The organism is Roseomonas sp. WA12, from assembly GCF_054165765.1.
In genome coordinates this window covers 1,513,412-1,537,342 of record NZ_CM135108.1, presented here as the reverse complement: position 1 = coordinate 1,537,342, position 23,931 = coordinate 1,513,412, and the positions used below count along the sequence as shown (strand labels likewise).

Sequence of the window (23,931 nt, the reverse complement as noted above, 5' to 3'; positions counted from 1 at the left end):
GCGTCACCCGTGGCGGGGCCCCCGGCCGACGTCTCCGCCACCCAGGCCCTCCTCGAGGCCGGCGGCTACGTCGCCGACAGGGCGCTCGCGACCACAGTGCACCTCGCCCTGGCGATGGGTCGCCCCATCCTGCTGGAGGGCGAGCCCGGCACTGGCAAGACCGAGATCGCCAAGGTCCTGGCCGCCCAGCTGCCGCGGCGACTGGTGCGGCTGCAATGCCATGATGGCATGGACCTGGCCTCTGCAGCCTATGAGTGGAACCACGCCCGCCAGCTGATGGCGATCCGCCTGGCCGAGACCTCAGACGAGGCCGATCGCGCCACACTGGAGCGCGGGCTGTATGACCGCCGCTTCCTCGAACCGCGCCCGCTGCTGCAGGCAATCGAGGGCAGCCCTGCCTTGCTCCTGATCGACGAGTTGGACCGGGCGGACGAGCCCTTCGAGGCCTTTCTCCTTGAAGTCCTGGCTGACTTCCAGATTACCGTCCCCGAACTCGGCACCATCCGCGCCGAGACACCTCCCGTGGTGGTCATCACATCGAACCGCACGCGGGAGGTGCACGACGCCATCCGCCGGCGCTGCCTCTATCACTGGGTGGATTACCCCGACGCCGCGCGCGAACGTGCCATCCTAGCCCGACGCGCGCCGGAGGTGCCTGCGGCACTTTCCGCCCAGGTGGTCGCCTTTGTGCAGGGCCTGCGGAGCGGAGACGCCTTCTTCAAGCCGCCCGGGGTCGCCGAGACGGTGGACTGGGCCCGTGCCCTCACCGCCCTGGACCGGCGCGAGCTGGAACCGGCCACGGCCGAGGCCACGCTGGGCGTGTTGCTGAAGTACCAGGACGATATCGCCAAGCTGCGCGGGGCCGAACTGGCCCGCCGGGTGGAGGAGGCGCGCGAGGCGACGGCGTGAACGCCCTTGCGCCCAATCTGATGGCCTTCGGCCGGGTGTTGCGCCGAGCCGGACTGCCTGTCGGCCCTGCAGAGGGCCTCTCCGCCGCGGTAGCCCTCGCCCATATCCCACTTTCTGACCGCGAGGCGTTCCGCGCTGCCCTGCGCGCGACCATGGTCCATCGGCGCGACCACTTCGAGGTTTTCGACGCCGCTTTCGACTTGTTCTGGCGCAACCCGGATGCTCCCATCCGCGCCTCCTCACCCGACGACGAGCCGCCGGACGGTATCCCTCCCGTTGCTCGCCGGGTGTCTGATGCCATGCCTGGCGCGAGCCCGCCCCAGCCTGGTGGCGAGCCCGAACGGCGCGAAGACTCCGCCCTCACGGTCAGTGACGCCGAACGGCTGAACCGGCTTGATTTTGAAGCAATGACGGCCGAGGATCTGGAGGCGGCCAAGCGCGAGATCCGCCGCCTGTCCCTCCCCCTCGAGGAACGTCCAACGCGACGTTTCCGGCCAGACCCGTCCGGCCCACGCGTGGACTTACGTGCAACCATTCGCGCCTCAATGCGGCTCGGGGGCGAGATCGCCACCATCTCCCGCCGCCGCCGGGTTACTCGCCCGCCGCCACTGGTCCTGCTGTGCGACGTGTCGGGAAGTATGGCCCGTTACGCACAGATTTTGCTGCATTTTATGCATGCGGTAGAGAACCATCGAAGCCGTGTCCACAGCTTCGTCTTCGGCACGCGTCTGACCAATATCACTCGCGCTTTGCGGAACCGGGATCCGGAGGTCGCCTTCCAGGCCGTCTCCCACATCCTGCCGGACTGGTCGGGCGGAACCCGGATCGGCGAGGCGCTCGACCGCTTCAACCACCTTTGGGCCCGTCGCGTGCTCGGCCAGGGTGCAGTGGTGCTGCTGATCACCGATGGGCTGGATCGCGGCGGTGCCGAGGGGCTGTCGGAGGCGGCCGAACGCCTCTCCCACTCCTGCCGACGGCTGATCTGGCTGAACCCGCTCCTGCGATATGCCGGGTTCCAGCCCCGCGCCGCCGGCATACGCGCCCTCCTCCCGCATGTGCACGAGCATCGCCAAGTGCATAACCTGAACAGCCTGCGCACCCTGGTCGCCACGCTTTCGGCCGATGGGGAGCGCAACAGGAGGCCCCGATGAGCGGAACCGAGGATATCCTGGAAACCGCCCGCGCATGGCGCGCGGAAGGAGAGCGGGTGGCGCTGGCCACCGTGGTGGAAACCTGGGGCTCCTCCCCACGCCCAGCCGGCTCACGCCTCGCGGTCACCGAGACCGGCCGCCTTGCCGGCTCTGTCTCCGGCGGATGTATCGAGGGGGCGGTGGCCGATATCGCCCGGCAAGTGATGAAGGACGGCAAGCCCCAACTGCTCGATTTCGGCATCACTGACGAGCGCGCCTGGGAAGTCGGCCTCGCTTGCGGCGGCAAGCTGAAGGTTTTTGTGGAACCGCTGGCGTGACACCTGACACCCTCGAGGTTCTGCAGGCTGCCCGCACAGCCCGCCGCCCCGTCGCTTTGCTCACGCGAATGCCGGACGGCGCGCAGAGCCTCTACCCCGACCAGCCTGCCCTTCCCGCCCTGGCCGACGCCGCCGAAGCCGCCCTGCGGGACGACAAGGCCGGGCCGGTAACGGTTGAGGGCGAGACCTGGTTCGTTCAGCCCCAGACCCCACCGCCCCGGCTGATCATCGTCGGCGCGGTGCATGTCGCCCAGGCGCTGGTGCCCATGGCGGCCATGGTGGGCCTGGCGGTCACGGTGGTGGACCCCCGCCGCGCCTTCGCTACCGAGGAACGTTTTACCGCCGACGCGACGCTGATGGATGAGTGGCCGGATGACGCGCTGACGGCGCTCAAGCCCGATCTCCGCACCGCCATCGTCACCCTGACCCACGACCCCAAGCTGGACGATCCGGCGCTCGACGTGGCCTTGCGCTCTGACGCCTTTTACATCGGCGCCCTCGGCAGCCGCCGAACCCATGCCAAGCGTGTGGAGCGCCTGGCCGAGGCCGGTCATTCCGCCGAGGCGATTGCCCGCATCCGCGCGCCGGTTGGGCTCGATATCGGCGCGGTCACTGCACCGGAGATCGCCCTTTCCGTCATTGCCCAGGTCGTCGCGGCCCGGCGCGGTAAGCCGCTATGATCTTCGGCCCCACCCGGCTGGAGGAGGCGCGCGGTGCCGTCCTCGCCCACACCCTCCGCCTGCCCGGACGCGTGCTGAAGAAGGGCACGGTACTGGATGCAGAGGCCATCGAGGCCTTGCGCGCCGGAGGTCATCCGGAGGTCATCGCTGCCCGGCTCGAATCCGGCGACGTGCCGGAGGACGAGGCGGCGGACCGGATGGCCAATGCCATCCTTCGTCCCCTTATCGCCCGCACCCGTGCCGCCACGGGCCGTGTGAACCTCGTTGCCGAGACCCAGGGCCTGCTGCGCGTGGACGCGGCCATGGTGGACCGGCTGAACGCGCTGGATGAGAGCCTCACCCTCGCTACCCTGGCCGACTTCACGGTGGTGCAGCCCAAGGACATGCTGGCGACACTAAAGGTCATCCCCTTCGCCGTTCCCGCCGGCGCGCTGCAGGTGGCCGAGGCCATGCTGCGCGGCGCCCCCGCTCTCTCGCTCCATCCCTTCCGCCCGCTGAAGGTCGGCTTGGTCAGCTCTGAGCTGCCGGGAATGAAGGAAGCGGTGATCGAGAACGGCATCGACGCCACCCGCACCCGCATCGAGGCGTTGGCCGGCACGCTGCTGGCGCCCGAGCGCTGCGCCCATGACACCGCCGCCGTCGCCGAAGCCCTAGCCCGGCTGCGCAAGGCCGGGGCCGAACTGCTGCTGGTAATGGGCGCCTCCGCCGTGGTGGACAGGCGGGACGTGGCACCGGCTGCCATCATCCGGGCCGGCGGCGTGATCGAGCATTTCGGCATGCCCGTGGACCCCGGGAACCTTCTCTGCCTGGGACGGATCGGGGAAATCCCGGCCATGGTCCTGCCGGGCTGCGCCCGCAGCCCGAAGGTGAACGGCTTCGACTGGGTGCTTGAACGGCTGTTTGCGGGCATTCCCGTCACCCCGAAAGCCATTATGCGGATGGGCGTAGGCGGTCTTTTGAAGGAGATCGAAACGCGTCCCCTTCCCCGCGGAGAGGCCCCGCGCAGCGCCCCTGTGGTTCCGCCACGCCGCCCGCGGAAGGTGGCGGCGCTGATTCTCGCGGCCGGCCGGTCACGCCGGATGGCGCCGCTGAACAAGCTGATGGTCACCGACAAGGCAGGCCAAGCGATGATCGCGCGGGTGGTGGACAACGCTCTCGCCAGCCGCGCCCGCCCGGTTCTCGTCGTCACCGGCCACGAGCACGAGAAGGTGGAGGAGGCGCTCTCCGGCCGCCCCGTTTTGATGACCCATGCCGAGGGATACGCCGAAGGGCTTTCAGCCTCCCTCAAAGCCGGCATCGCGGCCCTGCCGTCGGATGTGGAAGGGGTGCTGGTGATGCTCGGCGACATGCCCCTGGTCAGCACAGCCATGCTGGACCGCATCATTGCTGGCTTCGACCCAGAGGAGGGCCGCGCGATCGTCCAGCCGACCTTCCGCGGCAAGCAGGGGAATCCCGTACTCTGGTCGCGCGAGTTCTTCGGGGAGATCCTCTCCATTTCAGGCGATGTCGGCGCCCGCCACCTGACCGGCCGCCATGCCGACCGGCTGCACAACGTGGAGATGGCGGATGACGGCGTGCTGCGCGACTTCGACACCGCGGACACGCTGAAGGGGTTGTAACGCGGTCAAGACCTGACGTTCTGGCAGCGGCATCCCACCTGATCGGGAATGCCGACCGCTCTCGCCATTCCCTTCACCCCGGACGCCACTCCCGCCGTTGCGCCCCGTGCCCTCCTTCGTGCGTGGGACATGGCGCGGGACGCCGCGACGGCCGCGCTGGAAGGCCCACCGCGCTACTTCCGCTTCAAGGGCCGCAACGCCACCGACCCCGCGCTCGACCTCGTGCTGGAGGACCGCGATGCCTGCTGCTGGGCCGAGGCGCTGGATCGCCGCATCGGACTCGACCATGCCGAGGGCGTGGCTATCCTCCTTCGCCTCCTTGCCCTGCTGGAGGTAATGGGCCGAGCCCCCTGGATGCGGGGAATGTTCGACATCGGGCGGGAGGGAACGGTGCTTCATCCCGATCTTCTGCGCGCCGCCGCCACGCAGCCCCTGGACGAGGCCGCCCGCTTCGATGAAGAGGGATTGCGCCACCGCCTCGCGCGGCCGCGCCTGACGACGTCAGCCCTGGCGAAAAACGAGCCCACCGGAGCAACGCCCGCATGAAACCCCTGCCCTTCGCGCTGCTCCCCCTTCTGATGGCGGCTTGTGCCGGGCCAGCACCCCAGGCCGCCGGCGGCGGCGGGGCGCAAGGCGCCCGCGCCGGTGTGAGCGCCGCCTGCACCGCCGAGGCCGAGCGCGTGGTGCGCTACCGCGACCGCGGCCAGTTGATGCGGCAGGACGACTACAACGCCCGGATCGGAACGAGCTCTTATCTGGGCCCGCAGGTCATCACCGACCAGATCGCCCAGGTCTATGACCGCGACCGGATGGCGGCCGAATGCTCGCGCAACACGGGCGTGGCCGACCCGTCTCGCCCCGCGGCCGCCAGCCCTGCCGCGGCCACGCCCGAATCGAGCTCTGCTCCTGCCAGCGGAGGTCGGCGGAGGCGCTGAGGCGCCTTGCCCTCCCCCCTTTCCAGAATTGTTGCCGGCCCGCTCAGCCGGGCGCTCGCTACCCGGAACGCGCGCATCTTCTTCGGCGCCAGCCTTGGCGCCTGGACCGGGCTCTGGATGCACCGGATCGGCGTCGCCTGGCTGGCCTGGGAGCTGACGCGCAGCGCCGCCTGGGTCGGGCTGATCGCCTTTGCCGACCTGGCACCGGCCGTGCTGGTCAGCCCCGTCGCCGGTGCCGTGGCGGATCGGGTGGACCGGGTTCGGCTCACCATGCTGTCCCAGGGCGTGATCGGCCTCGAGGCGTTGACCGTCGCTGCCCTTGCCGCCACCGGCCAGATCTCCATCGGCCTGCTTTTCGCGCTTGAAATGGTCAGCGGCACCGCCGCTTGCTTCACCCAGCCAGCACGTCAGACCCTCATTCCCGCCCTCGTCGCGCGGGAGGACCTGCCCGCCGCGGTCGCGGCCAACAGCCTTCTGTTCAATGTGGCGCGCTTCGTCGGGCCGGGTCTGGCGGGGCCGATCATCGCCGGATGGGGCGTCGCGCCCGCCATCCTCTGCAACGCGATCGGCCAGGGATACGCCGTTCTCTCCATGCCCTGGCTGCGGGTGGACCCGGACCAGCGGCGCGGACACCCAGCCACCACTTCGCTCCTCGCCGAAACGGTCGAGGGCCTGCGCTACGCCGCCCGGCATCCCGGCCTGGGTCCGATCATGGCCTTTTCAGCCGTCTCCTCGATCCTGCTGCGCGGGGTGCAGGAGATCCTGCCTCCGTATGTCGAGCGGCTGTTCGGCCGTGGCGCTGAGTCGATGGCGATGCTCACGGCGTCATTCGCAGTGGGCGCTTTGGTCTCGGGGATCGCGGTCGCTTCGCGCGGGCGGCTGACGGGCACGACCCGGATTGCCGTGCTCGGGATCCTTGCCCAGGCTGCCGCGACAGCAGGCTTCGTGGCGACCGGCCATTTCGGCTTTGCGCTGCTCTGCGGCGCAGCCATCGGGGCCAGCGCCTCCGCGCACGGGATTTCCGTGCAGATCCTGGCCCAGACCGCGGCGGCACCGTCGATGCGCGGGCGGGTGATGTCGCTTTGGGCATTGGTCACGCGCGCCTGCCCGGCAATTGGCGCGCTCGCGCTCGGCCTTGCTGGCGAGGCGCTGGGGCTTCGCCTGCCCACCCTTGTGGCGGTCGGGCTCGCCCTGATCGTCTTTGCATGGGGCGTTTCCCGCATTGGCCGGATCGCGGCCTCGCTGGAATCTCCCGCCGCCAGAAAAGCCGAGGAGGCGCTGTGATGCTGAATGCCGCACTGATCGGGATGGGACGTTGGGGGCAGACCCTGGTGAACAGCGTGCAGGGGCGGAACGGGGCGGGCATCCGCTTCGTCGCCGGCGCCACGCGCACGCCGGAGAAGGCGCAGAGCTGGGCTGCGGAGAAGGGCTTGGATCTTTTGCCCGACTTCAACGCGGTGCTGGCTGACCCACGCGTTCAGGCGGTGGTGCTCGCCACGCCTCATGGCCAGCATGCCGAGCAGGTGATCTCCGCCGCCCGCGCGGGAAAGCACGTCTTTGTCGAAAAGCCCTTCACGCTGTCCAAGGCCAGCGCGGAAGCCGCGGTGGAGGCCTGCCAGAACGCCGGCGTAGTGCTGGCGCTCGGCCACAACCGCCGCTTCCTGCCTGCCGTCGCCGAGATGAAGCGCCTGCTGGCCGAGGGCGCCCTGGGCACCCTACTGCATCTGGAAGGCCAGATCAGCGGCGCCAATGCCGATAGCTGGAAGCCCGGCATGTGGCGAGCCGACCCGCATCAGAGCCCGCTTGGCGGCATGGGCGCGATGGGCATCCACATGATCGACATGCTGATCAATCTCGCCGGCCCGATCGAGCGCGTCTCGGTCATCAGCCAGGCCCAGGTACTCACTAATGGGCTGGACGACACCACCGCCATGCTCTGCCGCTTCCGGGCCGGACCCACGGGCCTGTTCGCCACCCTCGCCTCCGCCCCGCGGGTCTGGCGGGTGGCGCTGTTCGGCAGCCAGGGACGGGTGGAGCAGCGGGATCCCGAAACCCTCGTCTTCCAGCCAAGAGACGGCCAGGGCTGGGAGCGCCGGTTCGAGTCGACCGACATTGAGCGCTCTGAATTGGAAGCCTTTGCAGCCGCCGTGGCCGGCGGGCCGGCTTATCCGCTTCCGCTGGATGAGGCCGTCCATGGAGTCAGCGTCTTCGAGACAATGATCCACGCGAATGCCAGCGGAGGGCCGGCGCTGGTTGCTTGATAGAGCTGCGGCGACCGCCCTTGGGTTGCAGCCTCTTTGTAGGACCTGAGGCGTGGACAGGTCTGGCAGGTGCTAGGGGAGGCGGGTGCGAGCACACCATAGCCTTACCCCAAGTAGCGGCTCGAACGGCAATTCCCGCAGCTGGCAGTTCCGCCCTGCCCCGATCCGCTCTAGAAGCCCCGCGCCATTCCGGCCTCGGAGCTTTCAAACATGAGCGCGATCCTTCGCAAGGGCGTCGGCCCGGTCCTCTCGACCTCGGTCGAGTATCACGGCTTCGTCTACCTCGCCGGCATCACCGCCGATGACCTGTCCCAGGACGTGTCCGGCCAGACCCAGCAGATCCTGAACAAGATCGACGCCGCGCTCGAGGAGCACGGCACCGATAAGACGCGCCTGCTCCAGGCCCAGGTGTGGCTCAAGGACATTCGCGACCGCGACGCGCTGAACAAGCTTTGGGTGAGCTGGCTCCCCGAGGGCGGCGCCCCCGTGCGCGCCTGCGTTGAGGCGAACATGGCGGATCCGCGCCATCTCGTTGAGATTATGGTCTCTGCCTGCCGCTGAGGCTGAAAGGAATGACGCCGGATTCCGGCGTCATTCCACCTGCCGCCTGTGTCTGATCGGCCGCAACACTGTGGCATGCTCCTGCTGCTTGGCGTTTCAGTAGGAATGCCATCCCGATCGCGTTTCCATGAGTGGGCTCCTCCAGCCGAATCACACCTCGTTGCGACCTGAAACACAGGCGAAGGTTGTCCGGGTTTCACCACCCAAGGATAACACGTCCGTGACAACGCCAGTGATGGCGGCGCCGGCCAAACCGGCCAGAGGGGTACGGGCTTGATCCTGGGGGACTACATGCAGGCAAAAAGCACTGCCGTTGCGATCTTCGCCGCTTGCGGCCTGGTCCTCGCACCGCAGCTGAGCTCCACGGCCGAGGCCTCCTCTCCTAGCCGGGGTGGTGCGAAGCACGTTTCCGCTTCCCGCTCTGCCGCGCCGACGGCCCGCCGCGTTGAAGCGTCCCGGGCCGAGCCCGTCCGGGCCCAACGCGCCAGCACCAAGGCCTTCGCTTTCCGCCACGGCGCCAGCCGGCGCGAGGCACCCAGCCAGGCCGCGTCCTATAGCGGCGGCAGCATCTCCTGCGTTCCCTATGTGCGCATGGTCACCGGCATGCAGGTGACCGGCAACGGCGGTACTTGGTGGAACAATGCCGCCGGCATGTACCAGCGCGGACAGCGCCCTGAGGCCGGCTCGGTCCTGGTTTTCCGCTCGTCGGGCGGCATGCGGTCCGGCCATGTGGCCGTGGTAGAGCGCCAGGTGAGCGCCCGCGAGATCCGCATTCACCATGCGAACTGGGAGGGCCCCGGCATCCGGAAGGGCACCGTGACCCAGAACATCTCCGTCGTGGACGTCTCGGACTCCAATGACTGGACCGCAGTTCGGGTACAGGTCGGGCATGACTCCGACACCTACGGCCGGACCTATCCAACCTACGGCTTCATCTTCAACCGCCCCGAGGGCGCCGCGGCGCCGCGTGGCCCGATGATGGTGCGCGGCGGCCGCGATATGCAGGAGGTGGCCGAGGCGCCCGCGCCCAGCTCCCACCTCCGGTTCATCAACACCTCGGTCGGTGGACTTGGGGTCGAGAGCAGCCGCTGAACGGCGGTCCTGTCAGGGGGACAGGCAAAAGGGGTGGCGGACCACGGTCCGCCACCCCTTTTCGATTCCGGCTACCCGAGGGTGCGGGCGGGCGCTTCAGGCTTCGCTGCGAACCCAGTCGGCAGCATCGGCAAGCTCCACGCGGTTCCGGCCGTTCGCCTTGGCCCGATAGAGCGCGAGGTCAGCGGTGGCGGCCAGTTCGTCCACGGTGCAATCCGGCACCGCGACGGCAACGCCGATGCTGATGCTGATCTCGAGTGAGCGGTCGCCCACCTGAACCGGGGTGTCGCAGATCGAGAGACGAAGCCGCTCCGCCACCATCTCGGCGTCGTCGGCGGGCTGCGGTGCCATGGCGACGACGAACTCCTCACCCCCGAAGCGCGCCACCACGTCCACGGCGCGCAGATGCAGGCGTAGGCGCTCGGCCACCTCCCGGAGTACGGCATCACCGAAAGCGTGGCCGTAGGTGTCGTTAACCGATTTGAAGCGGTCCACGTCGATTAGCAGAAGGGTGGCGCCGCCGGCGCGTAGCAGACCTTCCAGATGGCGAGTGACGTAGCGGCGGTTCCGCAGCCCCGTCAGGCTGTCCGTTACCGCCATTTCCAGGCTGCGTTGCAGGTCTGCCCGCAGCCGCTCCTGGTAGCGCTTGCGGCGGATCTGGTTTCGGGCACGGGCGCGCAGCTCGTTGGCGTCCACCGGGCGCAGCACGTGGTCGTTCGCGCCCAGATCAAATCCGCGCAGCACCTGGTTCCGTTGGTCGGCATCAGCCACCAACAGCACGGGCACCTCGCGCATGGAGGTCTGAGCGCGCATGCGGGAGGCGAGGCGCAGCCCCTCGCCATCATCCAGCCAGAGGCTGAGAACAGCCAGGTCGAAATCCTCGTGCAGCAGCCGTTCCCAGGCGACGTTCACATCGGCCGCGCGCGTTACCACGATGCCGTCCTGAGCCAGGATGCTGGCGAGCGCGACGGCCTCGGAATCGTCCTCGGTCGCGAGCAGGGCGTGCGATCCGGCAACACTGCGCGCGGGGTCGGGCATCGGCTCGAAGCCGAGGTCCTTGGCCGTCTCGGCCCGGAGCCGGAAGGCGTCCAGCACCTGCTTGGTGCGGAGCAGGGCCCGGAGCCGCGCGAAGAGGGTGGCATGATCAACGGGCTTGGAAAGAAAATCGTCGGCCCCTGCCTCAAGGCCACGGACGCGTTCCGCCTGATCGACGAGCGCGGTGATCATCACTACCGGGATATGGACGGTGAGCGGTGAGGCCTTCAGAAGCCGGCAAACCTCGTAGCCATCCATCCCGGGCATCATGACGTCCAACAGGATAACGTCCGGGCCCCAGGACTGGGCGAGACGCAGGGCTTCAGCCCCGGAATTGGCCAGGGACACCTCATAATACTCGGCGTTCAGCCGGGCCTCGAGGAGCTTCAGATTGGCAGCAATATCGTCGACGACCAGAACACGGGCGGTCATTGTCCGGCTATCCCGCTTTGATCGAAACAGGCACGTATGTAGACGTCCTGTGTCAGGATAGCCCTGTAACCCATTGTTTTTGCGGCCATTAAGAAGAGGAAGCCATCAGGATAGGACGACTCCCGCACCATCGAACGCCCAGCCTGTTCTCGTGAACATCGATACACAAGACTTCCGCCGAGAGAAATGGGATTCGCGGTACTGATGCAACGACCCGGTTCCCTATCGAGCGATGCGGAATATCCGGGCTTGTCGGTCGCGGCGCTCCGTCCTCCGTCAGCGTCGGTTGAACTGCGTCGCGCCGAAAAGGTTATCGCGCTCGGTCGCCGACATCGGCCCCTGCCGCTGCCGATCCGCCAGCACGGCAAGCCCGCGCTGCACAGCTGGGCGAGAGGCGATCGCGTCGAGCCATCTGCCGACAGCCGGGAATTCGGCGATGTCGATGCCGCGGCGATCAGGGGTGCGGACCCATGGGAAGCTGGCGATGTCGGCGATCGAGTATTCTTCGCCCGCTAGGTAGGTCGCTTCCGACAGCCGCTTCTCGAGCACTCCGTACAGCCTGCGAACCTCCTTGGAATACCGGTCCACGGCATAGGGGATCTTCTCCGGCGCGTAATTGGCGAAGTGGTTCCACTGGCCGAACATCGGCCCGATGCCGCCCATCTGGAACATCAGCCACTGCAAGCACGCGGCCCGCCCGATCGGGTCGGCGGGGATCAGCCGACCCGCCTTCTCGGCGAGGTGGATGAGGATGGCCCCGGACTCGAAGAGATAAAGCGGCCGCCCGTCCGGGCCGTCCGGGTCCACGATCGCGGGGATGCGATGATTGGGCGTGATCGCCAGGAAGTCAGGGCTGAACTGCTCGCCTGCCCCGATGTTCACCGGAGCGACGCGGTAGGGCAGCCCGAGCTCCTCGAGGGCGATATGCACCTTGTGGCCGTTCGGGGTGGGCCAGCTCCAGACCTCGATGGTCATACACGAACTCCGCATTGATCTTCCCGGACTGTCCGGCGTGGGACAGGCAGGGGCAAGCCCGCCGGTCCCCGGCTCAACCGACTGTCAGGACCGCTGCCTCAGGCATTGCCGGAGAGATAGTCCATCGCCGCATCCACGCCGCCTGACTGATGCGGCACCCCGGCCACCCGCAGCCCCATCTCCACCCCGCCCAGCGTGCCGAGTAGCGAGAGGTCGTTGAAGGCACCGAGATGGCCGATACGGAAGATCCGGTCGTTCAACCGGCCCAGGCCATTGCCCAGCGACATGTCGAACCGCTCCAGGATCGCCGCGCGAAGACCGTTAGCCGAATGGCCTTCGGGCACCCGCACGGCGGTGAGGGCGGAGGAGAAGTGGCGGGGCTCGGTGCACTGCACCTCCAAGCCCCAGGCACGGACGGCCCGGCGCGTCGCCTCAGCGTGGCGGTCGTGGCGGGCATAGACGTTGGACAGTCCCTCCTCGGCCAACATGTCGAGCGCGGTGTCCAGCGCGTAAAGCATGTTGGTGGCCGGGGTATAGGGAAAGTAGCCGGTGGCGTTGGAGGCCAGCATCGGCTTCCAGTCCCAGAAAGCGCGGGCAAGCCTGGCCGTCTCGCTCGCCTTCAGAGCCTTCTCAGACACCGCATTGAAGGACAAACCGGGGGGCAGCATCAGCCCCTTCTGGCTACCTGACACGGTGACATCCACGCCCCAGTCGTCGTGCCGGAACTCGATGGAGCCGAGGGAGGAGATGGTGTCCACCAGCAGCAGCGCCGGATGGCCCGCCGCATCCATCGCGCGCCGGACCTCATCGATGCGGGAGGTGCAGCCGGTGCTCGTCTCATTGTGGACGACGCAAACGGCCTTGATCTCGTGGCTCTTGTCGGAGCGCAGCGCGGCCTCGATGGCCGGAACGTCGGCGGCCTGACGCCAATCGGTTTCCAGCAGTCGGGGCTTGAGCGAGAGGCGCTCGGCCATCTCGCGCCAGAGATGGGCGAACCAGCCCGTCTCGCACATGAGCACCGTATCACCGGGGGAAAGGGTGTTCACCAGCGCCGCTTCCCAGGCGCCGGTGCCTGAGGATGGGAAGATGATAACCGGGCCGTGAGTGCCGAAGACGGGCTTCAGCTTTTCCAGCACACGCTTGCCGAGCACGCCAAAATCCGGGCCGCGATGGTCCATGGTCGGGTTGTCGAGTGCCCGCAGCACGCGGTCCGGCACGTTGGTCGGGCCGGGGATCTGCAGGAAGTGCCGGCCGTTCTCGGGCCGTGAGGTGTAGTAGGCCATGGGCGTCCTCCGCGTCTTCCGCCCGGTCTAGCGCCCTGCCCCGCGCAGCGCCAATGAGTTCGGCAGGTTCCATTGATGAGGATTATGGATGCGACGTCCCGGGCCGGCTCGGCTAAATTGCCGCCCGCAGGAGACGCCCGAATGAATGCCATCACACGGTCCCGCATCGCCCCCGGCGACAGCCGCCTTGCCGCCCGTCTGAAGCGGGAGACGGAAGGCGAGGTCCTGTTCGGCGCCGGCGACCGCGGCCGCTACGCGACGGATGCCAGCATCTACCAGGTCGAACCCGTGGGCGTGCTGGTCCCCCGCACGGTCGAGGACGTGGCCGCCGCCATGGCGATCTGCCGGGAGGAGGGCGTGCCCGTGCTGCCGCGTGGCGGCGGGACCAGCCAGTGCGGGCAGACGGTGAACCGGGCGCTTGTGCTGGATTGCAGCCGTCACCTGCGGAACCTGGTCTTGGTGGACAAGGCGGCGATGCGGGCCACGGTGCAGCCCGGCATTGCTCTCGGTGCGCTGAACGACGCGCTGAAGAAGGATGGGCTGTTCTTCCCCGTCGATCCCTCCACCTGGGCGCGCTGCACCATTGGCGGCATGGCCGCGAACAACTCCTGCGGCTCGAAGTCGATCCGCTACGGCCTGATGGCAGATAACGTGCTGGCCATCGACGCCCTGCTGCCCGGGGGCGAGCGCTTCACCTTCGGCGATCCGCCCGAGAACCTTGGCGAGGGCGTGCCGGGCGGCGTGGCGGAGATTGTGAACCGGTTACGCGCGCTCGGCGCGGCTGAGGCGGCCGAGATAGCGGCGCGCTTCCCCAAGGTCCTGCGCCGGGTCGGCGGATACAACCTGGAAGCGCTCACGCCCGAGGCGCGCGCAGGCGGCCGCGGCAATCTCGCCCGCATCCTGGTAGGCAGTGAAGGTACGCTGGCCTTCTCCGCAGGGCTCGATCTCAAGCTCTGGCCGATCAAGCCGCGCAAGGCGCTCGGCATCTGCCAATTCCCGACCTTCCGTGCCGCCATGGCCGCCTCGCAGCACCTCGTCACCCTCAACCCCGAGGCGGTGGAGCTGGTGGATCGGACGATGATCGATCTTGGACGCTCTATCGACATCTACCGCCCGACCATCGATCGCATGGTGAAGGGCGAGCCGGACAGCCTACTCATTGTCGAGTTCCACGGGCATGAGGACGCGGCCCTCGCCCGCGATCTCAAGCGCCTGGAGGAGATGATGGCCGATCTCGGCTATCCCGGCGCCCTGGTGGAGTGCATCGACCCCGGCTTCCAGGCCGCAGTCGCCGAGGTGCGCGAGGCCGGGCTGAATATCATGATGTCCATGAAGGGCGATGGGAAACCTGTTTCCTTTATCGAGGACACCGCCGTGCCGCTGGAGGATCTGGCCGACTACACCGAGCGGCTGAACGAGGTGTTCGAGCGCCACGGCACCAAGGGCACCTGGTACGCCCACGCCTCGGTCGGCTGCCTGCATGTCCGCCCCGTGCTGAACATGAAGGATGGCGAGGACGTGCGCCGGATGCGAACCATCGCCGAGGAGTGCTTCGCCCTCGTCCGCGAGTACAAGGGCAGCCACTCCGGCGAGCACGGCGACGGCATCGTCCGCTCCGAGTTCCACGAGGAGATGTACGGCCCGCGCATCGTCCGCGCCTTCGAGGCGGTGAAGGACGCCTTCGATCCGGCCGGGCTGATGAACCCGGGCCGCGTGGTGCGCGCGCCCGCCATGGATGACCGGACCCTGTTCCGCTACCCGCCGGACTACGGAGCCGATCCCGCGGTGACGCCGGTGCTGGACTGGTCTGCCTGGCCCGGGCCGCAGGGCGGTTTCCTGGCAGCCGTTGAGATGTGCAACAACAACGGCACCTGCCGTAAGTTCGACGCCAATGTCATGTGCCCGAGCTTCCGCGCCACGCGGAACGAGCGGGACCTGACGCGCGGCCGCGCGAACACGTTGCGCCTGGCGCTGACCGGGCAGCTCGGCGCCGATGCGCTGGCCTCCGACGAGGTCGCGGAGGCGATGTCCCTCTGCGTCTCCTGCAAGGGCTGCAAGCGGGAGTGCCCGACGGGCGTCGATATGGCGAAGATGAAGATCGAGGTGCAGTACGCCCGCGCAAAGAAGCACGGTGTCTCGGCCAAGGACCGCCTCATCGCCGCCCTGCCGCGTTGGGCGCCGATGGCGTCGCACGCGCCCTTCCTGGCGAATGCGCGGGAATGGGTGCCAGGCGCGCGAGCGATCGGGGAGCGGGTTCTGGGGTTCTCGAAAGACCGCGCCCTGCCCCGCTTCGCGTCCCGCCCCTTCCGGGACGTGGCGGAAGACGCCCCTGCCCCGCGCGGCGATGTGCTGCTGCTCGCCGACACCTTCAATCGCTATTTCGAGCCAGAGAATCTGCACGCCGCGCGCCGCGTGCTGCGGGCCGCCGGCTACCGCGCCGTCTCACCGCGCGCCGCGGACAGCACGCGGCCGCTCTGCTGCGGCCGTACCTATCTCGCCGCGGGCATGGTGGACGAGGCGCGCGCCGAGGCGCGGCGGACGATAGATGCGCTCTCGGGGTCAGACCTGCCGGTGGTGGGACTGGAGCCCTCATGCCTCCTCACGCTGCGCGACGAGTTCAAGTCGCTGCTGCCCGGGGAGGCCGCGGACCGGCTCGCTGATCGCGCGCTGCTGCTCTCGGAGTTCCTGATGCGCGAGAAGGCGGAGTTGCCGCTGAAGCAGGTGGCCCCCGCGGCCCACATCCACGGCCACTGCCATCAGAAGGCCTTCGGTGCCTTCCCCGAGGCCGTGAAGGTGCTGCGCTCGGTGCCGGGACTCGATGTGAAGCCCATCACCTCGTCCTGCTGCGGCATGGCCGGGGCCTTCGGCTATGACGCGCGTCGGGTTGAAGCGTCGAAGGCAATGGGTGAGCTGTCCCTTGCGCCGGCGGTCCGCGCTGCGCCCGGGGAGGACTTGATCGTGGCCGATGGCACGTCCTGCCGCCATCAGATCGCGGATCTCACGGGGCGCGAGGCACTGCACAGCGTCCGTGTGCTCGACATGGCGATCGCGTCCGGCCGCTAGCGGCCGGGCTGGCCTTCAGCTGCTCCGGCCTTGCGATCTGTTGCAGCGCAGCAACAGCGTTGAAGCGCAGACCGGGATGGTCTCGGGGCCCATACCGGAATGTCGGCAACCGAGGGTAGAGAGGGTGCAAGCCGCAACCACGGCGCGAATCCACGAAGGATCTTGGACGTATGTCTCGCCTCCGCACCGCCCTCCTCGCAACCACGATCCTGGCTGTGCCTGCCGCAGTTCAGGCACAGCCGGTTTCCGGGCTCTATATCGCGGGGGGCGCCGGCTACAACTATCTGCAGGGCACCGAGGACGACCTGGGCGGCAGCGCCGGCGCGTCCGCCCGCGCCGCGGGCCTTCCGACTCGCTCCGAGGTCAACTGGGATAACGGCTTTGTCGGCGCCGCTTCGATCGGTTGGGGCTTCGGCAACGGCCTGCGGACGGAGATCGAGGGCTTTTATCGCCAGAACGACTTCCACAGCGCCCTTGCTGCGGGCCGTTTCAGCCGCATAAACGAGGGCAAGCTCTGGCAGGCCGGCGCCATGGTGAACGTGCTGTTCGACATGGACCTGCGGCGCTTCGGTTGGGCCGAGCCGATCTTCACCCCCTATATCGGCGGTGGTGTGGGCTGGTCCCATGTGAATCAGGACAATGTGCGCGCGGACTTCCGCCCGAGCCGCTCCCAGATCGCGCGCGTCGACGACTCCGACGACGTGTTCGCCTTCCAGGGCATCGCTGGCGCGGCCTTTCCGCTCGGCGTTCCGGGGCTGAGCCTGACCGCCGAGTACCGCTTCTTCGGCACGACCGAGCCGCGCTTCAACGGCACGCAGACGCAGACCCTCACGGGCCGGGTGACGCGCACCAGCGCATCGATGGAGAACTTCAACCACTCGGCGATGCTGGGCCTGCGCTACGCTTTTAACCAGCCGCGCCCGGCGCCTGTCGCCGCCTTCGCTCCGGCGCCCGCTGCAGCCGCCCCGGCCCCGGCCCGCACCTACCTGGTGTTCTTCGACTTCGACCGCGCTGACCTGACGGACCGCGCCCGCCAGATCATCGCCGAGGCCGCCCAGGCGGTGAACTCCACCGGCACGACGCGCATCGAAGTGGCTGGCCACGCCGACCGCTCGGGCACGCCGCAGTACAACCAGCGCCTGTCGCAGCGCCGCGCCGAGGCAGTTGCCGCCGAGCTGACGCGTCAGGGTGTTGGCCGTGGCCAGATCTCTGTGCAGGCCTTTGGCGAGAGCCGTCCGCTGGTCGCGACCGCCGATGGCGTGCGCGAGCCGCAGAATCGCCGCGTCGAGATCGTCCTGCGCTAAGAGGCACGACCTCTCGCAAGGGAACTGGATGGGAACGGGGCCGAAAGGTCCCGCCCCCTTCTTCAGTTCGGGTTCGCAAAGAAACTGTGGCTTCCCCGTCACAGAGGTATTCTATGACAAGAGTGTGCGTTGCAGGACCAAACCCGTGACGGCATTTCGGCTTCTGGTCGTGCCGTCCAAATCGCGGCTCGTCCCCACACGAAGGATGTTTCTGATGTCGTTCCGCAAGGCCCTTATGGCCGCCACCGTCCTCGCGATGCCGGCGACCGCGATGGCCCAGGCCCCGTTCCAGCCCGTTTCGGGCCTCTACATTGCCGGCGGCGCCGGCGTGAACTTCCTGATGGACCGCGACCTCGAAGGTCAGGGCGGCAACCGCAACTACTTCAACCGTATCGGCACCAGCTCCTACGGTGAGACGCGGCAGGAGATCGGCTGGGGTGGGGTTGCCTCGCTCGGCTGGGGCTTCGGCAATGGCGTCCGCGCTGAGATCGAGGGCAACTACCGCCAGAACGAAGTCGACAAGATCGGTGGCTTCGGCAGCGCCAACACCACGCGCGCCTTCCGCAACACGGACGGCACCATCCGCCAGTACGGCGTGATGGCGAACGCCTTCTACGACTTCGTCATCCCCGGCTTCCCTGTGCAGCCCTACATCGGCGCCGGCGCCGGTTACGTCTGGACCGAGTATGACGGCGTGCGCGCCACTCGCCTCCCGGCCGGCGCCAACTCCGTGCTGATCGACGACACGGCCGGCAAGTTCGCCTACCAGGGCATCGCGGGCCTCGCCCTGCCGATCTCTGCGGCTCCCGGCCTCGCGCTGACCCTCGAGTATCGCTACATGGGCACGCTTGAGCCGAAGCTGGATGGCCGTGTCGTGACGCCGAGCGGCGCCACCGTTCCGGAAGGCCGCGGTCGCTTCAAGGCTGACGGTGCCGAGAACCACTCGATCTTCCTCGGCCTGCGCTACGCCTTTAACCAGCCGCGCCCGGCGCCGGTCGCCGCCTTTGCTCCGGCGCCTGCCGCTCAGCCGGCACCGGCGCGCACCTACCTGGTGTTCTTCGACTTCGATCGCGCTGACCTGACGGACCGCGCCCGCCAGATCATCGCCGAAGCCGCCCAGGCGGTGAACTCCACCGGCACGACGCGCATCGAAGTGGCCGGCCATGCCGACCGCTCGGGCACGCCGCAGTACAACCAGCGCCTGTCGCAGCGCCGCGCCGAGGCGGTTGCCGCCGAGCTCGCCCGCCGCGGCATCGGCCGTGGCCAGATCTCTGTGCAGGCCTTCGGCGAGAGCCGTCCGCTGGTCGCGACCGCCGATGGCGTGCGCGAGCCGCAGAACCGCCGCGTCGAGATCGTCCTGCGCTAAGCAGCACGACCTCCCGCGAGGGAACTGGATGGGGCGGGGCCGAAAGGTCCCGCCCCTTTCTGCTTTTCGTACTGACAAGCGACTGGAACTGTCGCCCGAACGGCACAGCGCCTTCCCGGAAAAGAGTGAATTCGGGCTGGTCTAAACGCAGGTGAATGTTCGGACAGGGCCCAGGGCTCAACTAGGCGCCGCCCGCCTCTGACTACCCATCAATTCTAAGGATTTTGCACATGTCGCTCCGCAAGGGCCTCCTCGCCGCGACTATCCTCGCCATGCCAGTGGCTGCGCAGGCTCAGCCTGTTTCCGGCCTCTACATCGGCGTCGGCGCCGGCGCGAACTGGCTGCAGGAGTCCAACATCGCGGCCACCGGCCCACTCGCCGAAGAACTCCGCGTCCGCGGCGTCAACCCGCGCGGCAAGGTCGGCTTCGAGACCGGTTGGGCCGTCGTCGGCAGCCTCGGCTGGGGCTTCGGCAATGGCCTGCGCGCCGAGGTCGAGGGCAACTACCGCGAGAACGACGTGGACAAGATCCGCGGCTTCAACGGGATCACCACCAGCCGCGTCGAGGGCACCTCGCGCAGCTACGGCGTGATGGGCAACCTGTTCTACGACCTCGACCTGGCCCAGTTCGGCGTGCCGAGCTACGTCCAGCCCTATATCGGTGCCGGCATCGGCTACATCTGGCGCGAGTTCGAGAATGTGGGCCTGACCTTCCCAGGTGCCGGTGGCGCCCGCATCCGCGACAGCGGCACAGACGGACGCTTCGCCTATCAGGGCATTGCGGGCCTTGCCTTTCCGCTCACCCGCTTTGGCGTGCCTGGCCTGACGCTGACGACCGAGTACCGCTTCCTCGGCACGCTCGAGCACAGCATCGACACGACCAGCAGTGGCGGCAGCTTCACGGTCGGCCGTGGCGGTACGCGCTCCGAGAACTATAACCACTCCGCCCTGATCGGCCTGCGCTACGCCTTCAACCAGCCGCGCCCGGCGCCTGTCGCCGCCTTCGCTCCGGCGCCCGCTGCAGCCGCCCCGGCCCCGGCCCGCACCTACCTGGTGTTCTTCGACTTCGACCGCGCTGACCTGACGGACCGCGCCCGCCAGATCATCGCCGAGGCCGCCCAGGCGGTGAACTCCACCGGCACGACGCGCATCGAAGTGGCTGGCCACGCCGACCGCTCGGGCACGCCGCAGTACAACCAGCGCCTGTCGCAGCGCCGCGCCGAGGCAGTTGCGGCCGAGCTGACCCGGCAGGGTGTTGGCCGTGGCCAGATCTCTGTGCAGGCCTTCGGCGAGAGCCGTCCGCTGGTCGCGACCGCCGATGGCGTGCGCGAGCCGCAGAACCGCCGCGTCGAGATCGTCCTGCGCTAAGAGGCACGACCTCCCGCGAGGGAACTGGATGGGGGCGGGGCCGAAGGGTCCCGCCCCTTTTTCGATGGCGGTTCCCCTGGCCGCACAACGCGCGTAACCCGTGCCCATGACATCCCGACCTGACCACGCGGCCATCGAGGCCGAGATCCTGCGACAACTCGCTGCTCAGCCGCCGGGGCGCAGCATTTCACCCGGTGACGTCGCCCAGGCGCTGCAGCCCGAGGGATGGCAGTCCATTCTCGGCCCGATCCGCAAGGCTGCCGTGGTCCTTGCGCGCGAGGGCCGCATCGAGGTGCTGCGCAAGGGCAAACCCGCCGAGCTGGACGCAGTGCGCGGCGTGATCCGCCTGCGCGCACCCACAGCGCCGCCTGCAGAGGGCTGAGGAGCCTGCTGGGCGCCCATTGACCGAGCCCGGCCTCAGGGGACACTCACCGGCCAGAACCGAGCCGGATCCCCGCCGATGCGAAACTCCCTCGCCGCCATCCGCGACGCCTGGGCGCTCTCCCGCCCCTTCTGGAATGGTGAGCACCGCTGGGCCGCCCGCGGGCTGCTGGCCGTGGTCGTGGTGCTGAACCTCGGGCTCGTCGCGATGAACGTGCTCCTCACCTACTGGCAGCGCGGCTTCTACAACACGCTCGAGACGAAGGACTGGGGTGGGTTCATCAACCTTCTCCTCCTCGGCGCGCCGACGGACGATATCGGCTTCATGCCAGGCTTCAGCATCATCGCTGCGCTCTACATTCTCGTCGCGGTCTATGCCCTGTACCTGAAGCAGGCGCTGCAGATTCGCTGGCGCGCCTGGCTGACGGACTCGCTGATGCGGCGCTGGATGGGCCATCACGCCTATTACCGCCTCTCGCTCCGTGACCGCGGGGCGGACAATCCAGACCAGCGCATCGCGGACGACGCGCGGCTGTTCGTAGACAGCACGCTGACGCTCGGCCTCGGTCTGATGCGGGCAGTCGTGACGCTGATGTCCTTCATTGTGGTGCTCTGGGGCTTGTCGGAGGGCATCACCGTCTTCGGGATGCAGATCCCCGGTTACCTCGTCTGGGTGGCGCTGGCCTATTCACTCGTTGGCACGCTCATCACGCATCTCATCGGCCGCAAGCTCATCCCGCTGAACTTCCTACAGGAAAAGGTGGAGGCCGATTTCCGCTACGCGCTGGTTCGCGTGCGCGACAACGTGGAGGGCATTGCGCTCCATCGCGGCGAAGAGGAGGAGCGGCGTGGGCTGACTGACCGTTTCGGCGCTGTCATCGGCAACTGGCGCGCAATGATGAACGCGACGAAGCAGGTGTCCTTCTTCACTGCAGGGTTTGGGCAGGTGGCGAGCATCTTTCCACTCGTCGTCGCTGCACCGAACTTCTTCGCCGGGCGCATCCCTCTGGGCGCGCTGATCCAGACCTCCTCCGCCTTCGGCTCGGTGCAGGAATCCCTCTCTTGGCTGGTGACGAACTACACAGAAGTCGCGTCCTGGAGGGCGACGGTACAGCGCCTGACCGGCTTCGAGGCCGCCATAGCCACAGCGGAAGCCACGACGCGGGAAGGTCCCGTAGTCGCCTCTTACGCCGAAGATGGGCTTTCGGCGCGCAATCTCGACCTGTCCCTGCCCGACGGCCGTCCACTGCTGGACAATGGGGCGCTCACGGTCGCGCCTGGCGAGGCCGTGCTGGTCACGGGCGCGTCCGGCAGCGGCAAGTCGACCCTGTTCCGTGCGCTGGCCGGGCTGTGGCCTTACGGAGCCGGGCAGATCTCGGTGCCGGAAGGACGACCTGCCCTGTTCCTGCCGCAGCGCCCCTACCTGCCGCTCGGGACCTTGCGCCGGAACCTAGCCTATCCGGACTCCGGGGCGACCTTCGACGACACGACGCTTCGGGGCGTGCTGGATGATGTCGGCCTCTCGCATCTCGCGCCGCGGCTGGACGAGGCGGATGGCTGGGAGCGGGTTCTCTCGGGCGGCGAACAGCAGCGCCTGGCGATCGCCCGTGCCCTGTTGCACCGGCCGGCCTGGCTGTTCCTGGACGAGGCGACGGCGAGCCTAGATCCCGCGGCCGAGGAGCAGCTCTACCGATTGCTGCGCGAGAGGTTGCCCGGCACCTCGATTGTCTCGATTGCCCACCGTCCGGCGGTCGCGGCCTTCCATGATCGCGCGCTGCGGCTGCAGGACCGGCATCTCGTGCCGGCCTGAGCGCCGGACATAAGAAAGGCCGGGGGATCGCTCCCCCGGCCCCTTCGGCACCCCTTGGGGATGCTGTTCAGTGGTCCTGGTCGGGCGCCGCATCGGAGTTGAGAAGGGTGTAGCGCTCCTCTCCGATCTTCTCGATCAGGGTGAACTGGGCGTGCAGGAAGTCTTCGTGCTTCTCCTCGTCTGCAAGGATCTTGAGGAGCAGGTCACGGGAGACGTAGTCCCGCACGGCCTCGCAATGGGCGATGCCGTCCTTCAGGTCGGCGATGGCCTTCTGCTCGAGCCGGGAGTCGCATTCCAGCACCTCCTTCACGGACTGGCCGATCAGGATCTGGTTCAGGCGCTGGACGTTGGGTAGGCCGTCAAGGAACAGGATGCGCTTGATGAGCCAGTCGGCGTGGCGCATTTCCTCGATCGATTCCTCGTACTCATGCTTGCCCAGCTTGGTCACACCCCAGTGGCCGAGGATGCGGGCGTGCAGGAAGTACTGGTTGATCGCCGTCAGCTCGTTGGTGAGCTGGGTATTGAGGTATTCGATGACCTTCGGGTCGCCAGGCATGGTTCGGGTCTCCGCGTGCTCTGACACACCGGATGGAACCGCGCCGGGCTGAGGTCAAGTGTTTGTTTTAGAAGGCCTTTGCGACTAATTCGCGGTTGGCGCGTGCTGATGCGAAGCACTCTGACCTTTGCCACCATGGTCGCGCAGCATGCATAGGATGCTAGCTGTGCAGGACCCACATTGGGCGCGGCAGTTGCAGGCGGAATAAACGTCATGGGTCCGGCCAGCACCGCCCGAGATGGCGGACTGAATTTGGGTATCGGTCAGGCCGTTGCAGATGCAGACATACATGCGGAGCCGCTCTCCCCTGCCCCCCCGGGGCCCCGATGGTTCTACCAGTTGCGAAGGCTCATGCAAGTCATTCTCATCAGCGGGTGGCCGATCCGGACCTATCGATCTTGAGGTGCCCGTAGCCAGGTGGAGGTGGCGTGGGCACAGGGCTTCTCCTGCCCCTCCCCGCGCATCCAGACCTCGGCATAGAGGCTGCTCCTGCCGCGGCGGACGATCCGCACCTCCGCCAACACCCCGGCGGCACCGGCCGGGCGAAGGAAGGAGATCTGAAGCTGGGCAGTGCGGGTATCGTCCCCTCCCCCGGTCGCAACCAGCAGCGGCACCCAAATCCCAACATCGGCCAGGGTCATCAGCGCGGGTCCGGATGCTGTGCCGCCCGGCCGCAGCGACAGGGCGGAGGGCGGCATCCGCAAGACGGCCTCCTCCGGCCCGGCGCTCAGCACCTCGATGCCCAGCGCGCCGGCGAGCGGCACCCCGTCGCGCACCCGCGCGGTCAGCTCATCCACCGTCACACCCTCTCTCCCCTGGCCCGCCCCCAACGCG

General features: G+C 68.2%; 23 protein-coding genes. 17 read left to right on the top strand and 6 right to left on the bottom strand.

The window, feature by feature from the left end; translation table 11 throughout:
• Nucleotides 1–9 precede the first annotated feature (9 nt).
• The 11 genes from ACVBD7_RS07325 to ACVBD7_RS07275 all read left to right on the top strand — a co-directional run bounded on the left by ACVBD7_RS07325 (nucleotide 10) and on the right by ACVBD7_RS07275 (nucleotide 9,525).
• A complete protein-coding gene (locus ACVBD7_RS07325) occupies nucleotides 10–909 on the top strand; it encodes an AAA family ATPase (protein WP_458096835.1) in 900 nt (299 codons plus the stop codon).
• Nucleotides 906–2,060, top strand: a complete 1,155-nt coding sequence (locus ACVBD7_RS07320) for a vWA domain-containing protein (RefSeq protein ID WP_458096834.1) — start codon at nucleotides 906–908, stop codon at nucleotides 2,058–2,060. The genes ACVBD7_RS07325 and ACVBD7_RS07320 overlap by 4 nt, the downstream gene beginning before the upstream one ends.
• Complete coding sequence (locus ACVBD7_RS07315) at nucleotides 2,057–2,377, top strand: XdhC family protein (RefSeq protein ID WP_458096833.1); 321 nt, start codon at nucleotides 2,057–2,059, stop codon at nucleotides 2,375–2,377. Before ACVBD7_RS07320 ends, ACVBD7_RS07315 begins: the two co-directional genes overlap by 4 nt.
• A complete protein-coding gene (locus ACVBD7_RS07310) occupies nucleotides 2,374–3,057 on the top strand; it encodes an XdhC family protein (protein ID WP_458096832.1) in 684 nt (227 codons plus the stop codon). The genes ACVBD7_RS07315 and ACVBD7_RS07310 overlap by 4 nt, the downstream gene beginning before the upstream one ends.
• Nucleotides 3,054–4,676: an NTP transferase domain-containing protein gene (locus ACVBD7_RS07305; protein ID WP_458096831.1), complete on the top strand. Its 1,623-nt coding sequence runs from the start codon at nucleotides 3,054–3,056 to the stop codon at nucleotides 4,674–4,676. The genes ACVBD7_RS07310 and ACVBD7_RS07305 overlap by 4 nt, the downstream gene beginning before the upstream one ends.
• Nucleotides 4,677–4,724: 48 nt before the next feature.
• A complete protein-coding gene (locus tag ACVBD7_RS07300; protein WP_458096830.1) occupies nucleotides 4,725–5,222 on the top strand; it encodes a hypothetical protein in 498 nt (165 codons plus the stop codon).
• Complete coding sequence (locus ACVBD7_RS07295) at nucleotides 5,219–5,611, top strand: hypothetical protein (protein ID WP_458096829.1); 393 nt, start codon at nucleotides 5,219–5,221, stop codon at nucleotides 5,609–5,611. The genes ACVBD7_RS07300 and ACVBD7_RS07295 overlap by 4 nt, the downstream gene beginning before the upstream one ends.
• 6 nt (nucleotides 5,612–5,617) lie before the next feature.
• Entirely contained in the window at nucleotides 5,618–6,895 is a 1,278-nt protein-coding gene (locus tag ACVBD7_RS07290; RefSeq protein ID WP_458096828.1) for an MFS transporter, read from the top strand.
• A complete protein-coding gene (locus ACVBD7_RS07285) occupies nucleotides 6,895–7,872 on the top strand; it encodes a Gfo/Idh/MocA family protein (RefSeq protein WP_458096827.1) in 978 nt (325 codons plus the stop codon). Before ACVBD7_RS07290 ends, ACVBD7_RS07285 begins: the two co-directional genes overlap by 1 nt.
• A 210-nt stretch (nucleotides 7,873–8,082) precedes the next feature.
• The gene (locus ACVBD7_RS07280) at nucleotides 8,083–8,433 is read left to right on the top strand and encodes a RidA family protein (RefSeq protein WP_458096826.1); all 351 of its coding nucleotides are present in this window, start codon (nucleotides 8,083–8,085) and stop codon (nucleotides 8,431–8,433) included.
• A 273-nt stretch (nucleotides 8,434–8,706) separates the two neighbouring features.
• Nucleotides 8,707–9,525, top strand: a complete 819-nt coding sequence (locus tag ACVBD7_RS07275; RefSeq protein WP_458096825.1) for a CHAP domain-containing protein — start codon at nucleotides 8,707–8,709, stop codon at nucleotides 9,523–9,525.
• A 96-nt stretch (nucleotides 9,526–9,621) separates the two neighbouring features.
• On the opposite strand, the gene ACVBD7_RS07270 is transcribed toward ACVBD7_RS07275, so the two are convergent.
• The 3 genes from ACVBD7_RS07270 to ACVBD7_RS07260 form a co-directional block, all read right to left on the bottom strand.
• A complete protein-coding gene (locus ACVBD7_RS07270) occupies nucleotides 9,622–10,992 on the bottom strand; it encodes a PleD family two-component system response regulator (RefSeq protein ID WP_458096824.1) in 1,371 nt (456 codons plus the stop codon).
• Between the two features lie 276 nt (nucleotides 10,993–11,268).
• Entirely contained in the window at nucleotides 11,269–11,967 is a 699-nt protein-coding gene (locus ACVBD7_RS07265) for a glutathione binding-like protein (RefSeq protein ID WP_458096823.1), read from the bottom strand.
• A gap of 98 nt (nucleotides 11,968–12,065) precedes the next feature.
• On the bottom strand, nucleotides 12,066–13,250 hold the full coding sequence (locus ACVBD7_RS07260) for a pyridoxal-phosphate-dependent aminotransferase family protein (RefSeq protein ID WP_458096822.1): 1,185 nt from the start codon (nucleotides 13,248–13,250) through the stop codon (nucleotides 12,066–12,068).
• A 141-nt stretch (nucleotides 13,251–13,391) separates the two neighbouring features.
• Here ACVBD7_RS07260 and ACVBD7_RS07255 point away from each other — a divergent pair, with 141 nt between their 5' ends.
• The 6 genes from ACVBD7_RS07255 to ACVBD7_RS07230 all read left to right on the top strand — a co-directional run bounded on the left by ACVBD7_RS07255 (nucleotide 13,392) and on the right by ACVBD7_RS07230 (nucleotide 22,541).
• Nucleotides 13,392–16,313 carry an FAD-binding and (Fe-S)-binding domain-containing protein gene (locus ACVBD7_RS07255; RefSeq protein WP_458096821.1) on the top strand — a complete coding sequence of 974 codons (2,922 nt, stop codon included), beginning with the start codon at nucleotides 13,392–13,394 and terminating at the stop codon, nucleotides 16,311–16,313.
• A 170-nt stretch (nucleotides 16,314–16,483) separates the two neighbouring features.
• Nucleotides 16,484–17,617, top strand: coding sequence for an OmpA family protein (locus ACVBD7_RS07250; RefSeq protein ID WP_458096820.1), 1,134 nt, complete (start codon nucleotides 16,484–16,486; stop codon nucleotides 17,615–17,617).
• Nucleotides 17,618–17,831: 214 nt separating this feature from the next.
• Entirely contained in the window at nucleotides 17,832–18,983 is a 1,152-nt protein-coding gene (locus ACVBD7_RS07245) for an OmpA family protein (protein ID WP_458096819.1), read from the top strand.
• A gap of 230 nt (nucleotides 18,984–19,213) precedes the next feature.
• Entirely contained in the window at nucleotides 19,214–20,350 is a 1,137-nt protein-coding gene (locus ACVBD7_RS07240; RefSeq protein WP_458096818.1) for an OmpA family protein, read from the top strand.
• A gap of 106 nt (nucleotides 20,351–20,456) precedes the next feature.
• Nucleotides 20,457–20,732, top strand: a complete 276-nt coding sequence (locus ACVBD7_RS07235; RefSeq protein WP_458096817.1) for a DUF3253 domain-containing protein — start codon at nucleotides 20,457–20,459, stop codon at nucleotides 20,730–20,732.
• Nucleotides 20,733–20,810: 78 nt separating this feature from the next.
• A complete protein-coding gene (locus tag ACVBD7_RS07230; RefSeq protein ID WP_458096816.1) occupies nucleotides 20,811–22,541 on the top strand; it encodes an ABC transporter ATP-binding protein/permease in 1,731 nt (576 codons plus the stop codon).
• A gap of 67 nt (nucleotides 22,542–22,608) precedes the next feature.
• Here the strand turns inward: ACVBD7_RS07230 and bfr are convergent, their stop codons facing one another.
• The 3 genes from bfr to ACVBD7_RS07215 form a co-directional block, all read right to left on the bottom strand.
• Nucleotides 22,609–23,097 (bottom strand): bacterioferritin, encoded by a 489-nt coding sequence (gene bfr / locus ACVBD7_RS07225; protein WP_458096815.1) that lies wholly within the window; start codon nucleotides 23,095–23,097, stop codon nucleotides 22,609–22,611.
• 84 nt (nucleotides 23,098–23,181) lie between these two features.
• Nucleotides 23,182–23,388, bottom strand: a complete 207-nt coding sequence (locus ACVBD7_RS07220; RefSeq protein WP_458096814.1) for a (2Fe-2S)-binding protein — start codon at nucleotides 23,386–23,388, stop codon at nucleotides 23,182–23,184.
• Nucleotides 23,389–23,486: 98 nt separating this feature from the next.
• Entirely contained in the window at nucleotides 23,487–23,894 is a 408-nt protein-coding gene (locus tag ACVBD7_RS07215; protein WP_458096813.1) for a PaaI family thioesterase, read from the bottom strand.
• Nucleotides 23,895–23,931: the final 37 nt, after the last annotated feature.

What these genes read in the sequence shown, in the direction of transcription:
- ACVBD7_RS07245 (WP_458096819.1), top strand. Translation starts at nt 17,832, where the DNA reads ATGTCGTTCCGCAAGGCCCTTATGGCCGCCACCGTCCTCGCGATGCCG.
- ACVBD7_RS07265 (WP_458096823.1), bottom strand. Translation starts at nt 11,967, where the DNA reads ATGACCATCGAGGTCTGGAGCTGGCCCACCCCGAACGGCCACAAGGTG.
- ACVBD7_RS07295 (WP_458096829.1), top strand. Translation starts at nt 5,219, where the DNA reads ATGAAACCCCTGCCCTTCGCGCTGCTCCCCCTTCTGATGGCGGCTTGT.
- ACVBD7_RS07260 (WP_458096822.1), bottom strand. Translation starts at nt 13,250, where the DNA reads ATGGCCTACTACACCTCACGGCCCGAGAACGGCCGGCACTTCCTGCAG.
- ACVBD7_RS07270 (WP_458096824.1), bottom strand. Translation starts at nt 10,992, where the DNA reads ATGACCGCCCGTGTTCTGGTCGTCGACGATATTGCTGCCAATCTGAAG.
- ACVBD7_RS07300 (WP_458096830.1), top strand. Translation starts at nt 4,725, where the DNA reads ATGCCGACCGCTCTCGCCATTCCCTTCACCCCGGACGCCACTCCCGCC.
- ACVBD7_RS07235 (WP_458096817.1), top strand. Translation starts at nt 20,457, where the DNA reads ATGACATCCCGACCTGACCACGCGGCCATCGAGGCCGAGATCCTGCGA.
- ACVBD7_RS07230 (WP_458096816.1), top strand. Translation starts at nt 20,811, where the DNA reads ATGCGAAACTCCCTCGCCGCCATCCGCGACGCCTGGGCGCTCTCCCGC.
- ACVBD7_RS07240 (WP_458096818.1), top strand. Translation starts at nt 19,214, where the DNA reads ATGTCGCTCCGCAAGGGCCTCCTCGCCGCGACTATCCTCGCCATGCCA.
- ACVBD7_RS07280 (WP_458096826.1), top strand. Translation starts at nt 8,083, where the DNA reads ATGAGCGCGATCCTTCGCAAGGGCGTCGGCCCGGTCCTCTCGACCTCG.
- ACVBD7_RS07250 (WP_458096820.1), top strand. Translation starts at nt 16,484, where the DNA reads ATGTCTCGCCTCCGCACCGCCCTCCTCGCAACCACGATCCTGGCTGTG.
- ACVBD7_RS07305 (WP_458096831.1), top strand. Translation starts at nt 3,054, where the DNA reads ATGATCTTCGGCCCCACCCGGCTGGAGGAGGCGCGCGGTGCCGTCCTC.
- ACVBD7_RS07285 (WP_458096827.1), top strand. Translation starts at nt 6,895, where the DNA reads ATGCTGAATGCCGCACTGATCGGGATGGGACGTTGGGGGCAGACCCTG.
- bfr (WP_458096815.1), bottom strand. Translation starts at nt 23,097, where the DNA reads ATGCCTGGCGACCCGAAGGTCATCGAATACCTCAATACCCAGCTCACC.
- ACVBD7_RS07315 (WP_458096833.1), top strand. Translation starts at nt 2,057, where the DNA reads ATGAGCGGAACCGAGGATATCCTGGAAACCGCCCGCGCATGGCGCGCG.
- ACVBD7_RS07255 (WP_458096821.1), top strand. Translation starts at nt 13,392, where the DNA reads ATGAATGCCATCACACGGTCCCGCATCGCCCCCGGCGACAGCCGCCTT.
- ACVBD7_RS07220 (WP_458096814.1), bottom strand. Translation starts at nt 23,388, where the DNA reads ATGTATGTCTGCATCTGCAACGGCCTGACCGATACCCAAATTCAGTCC.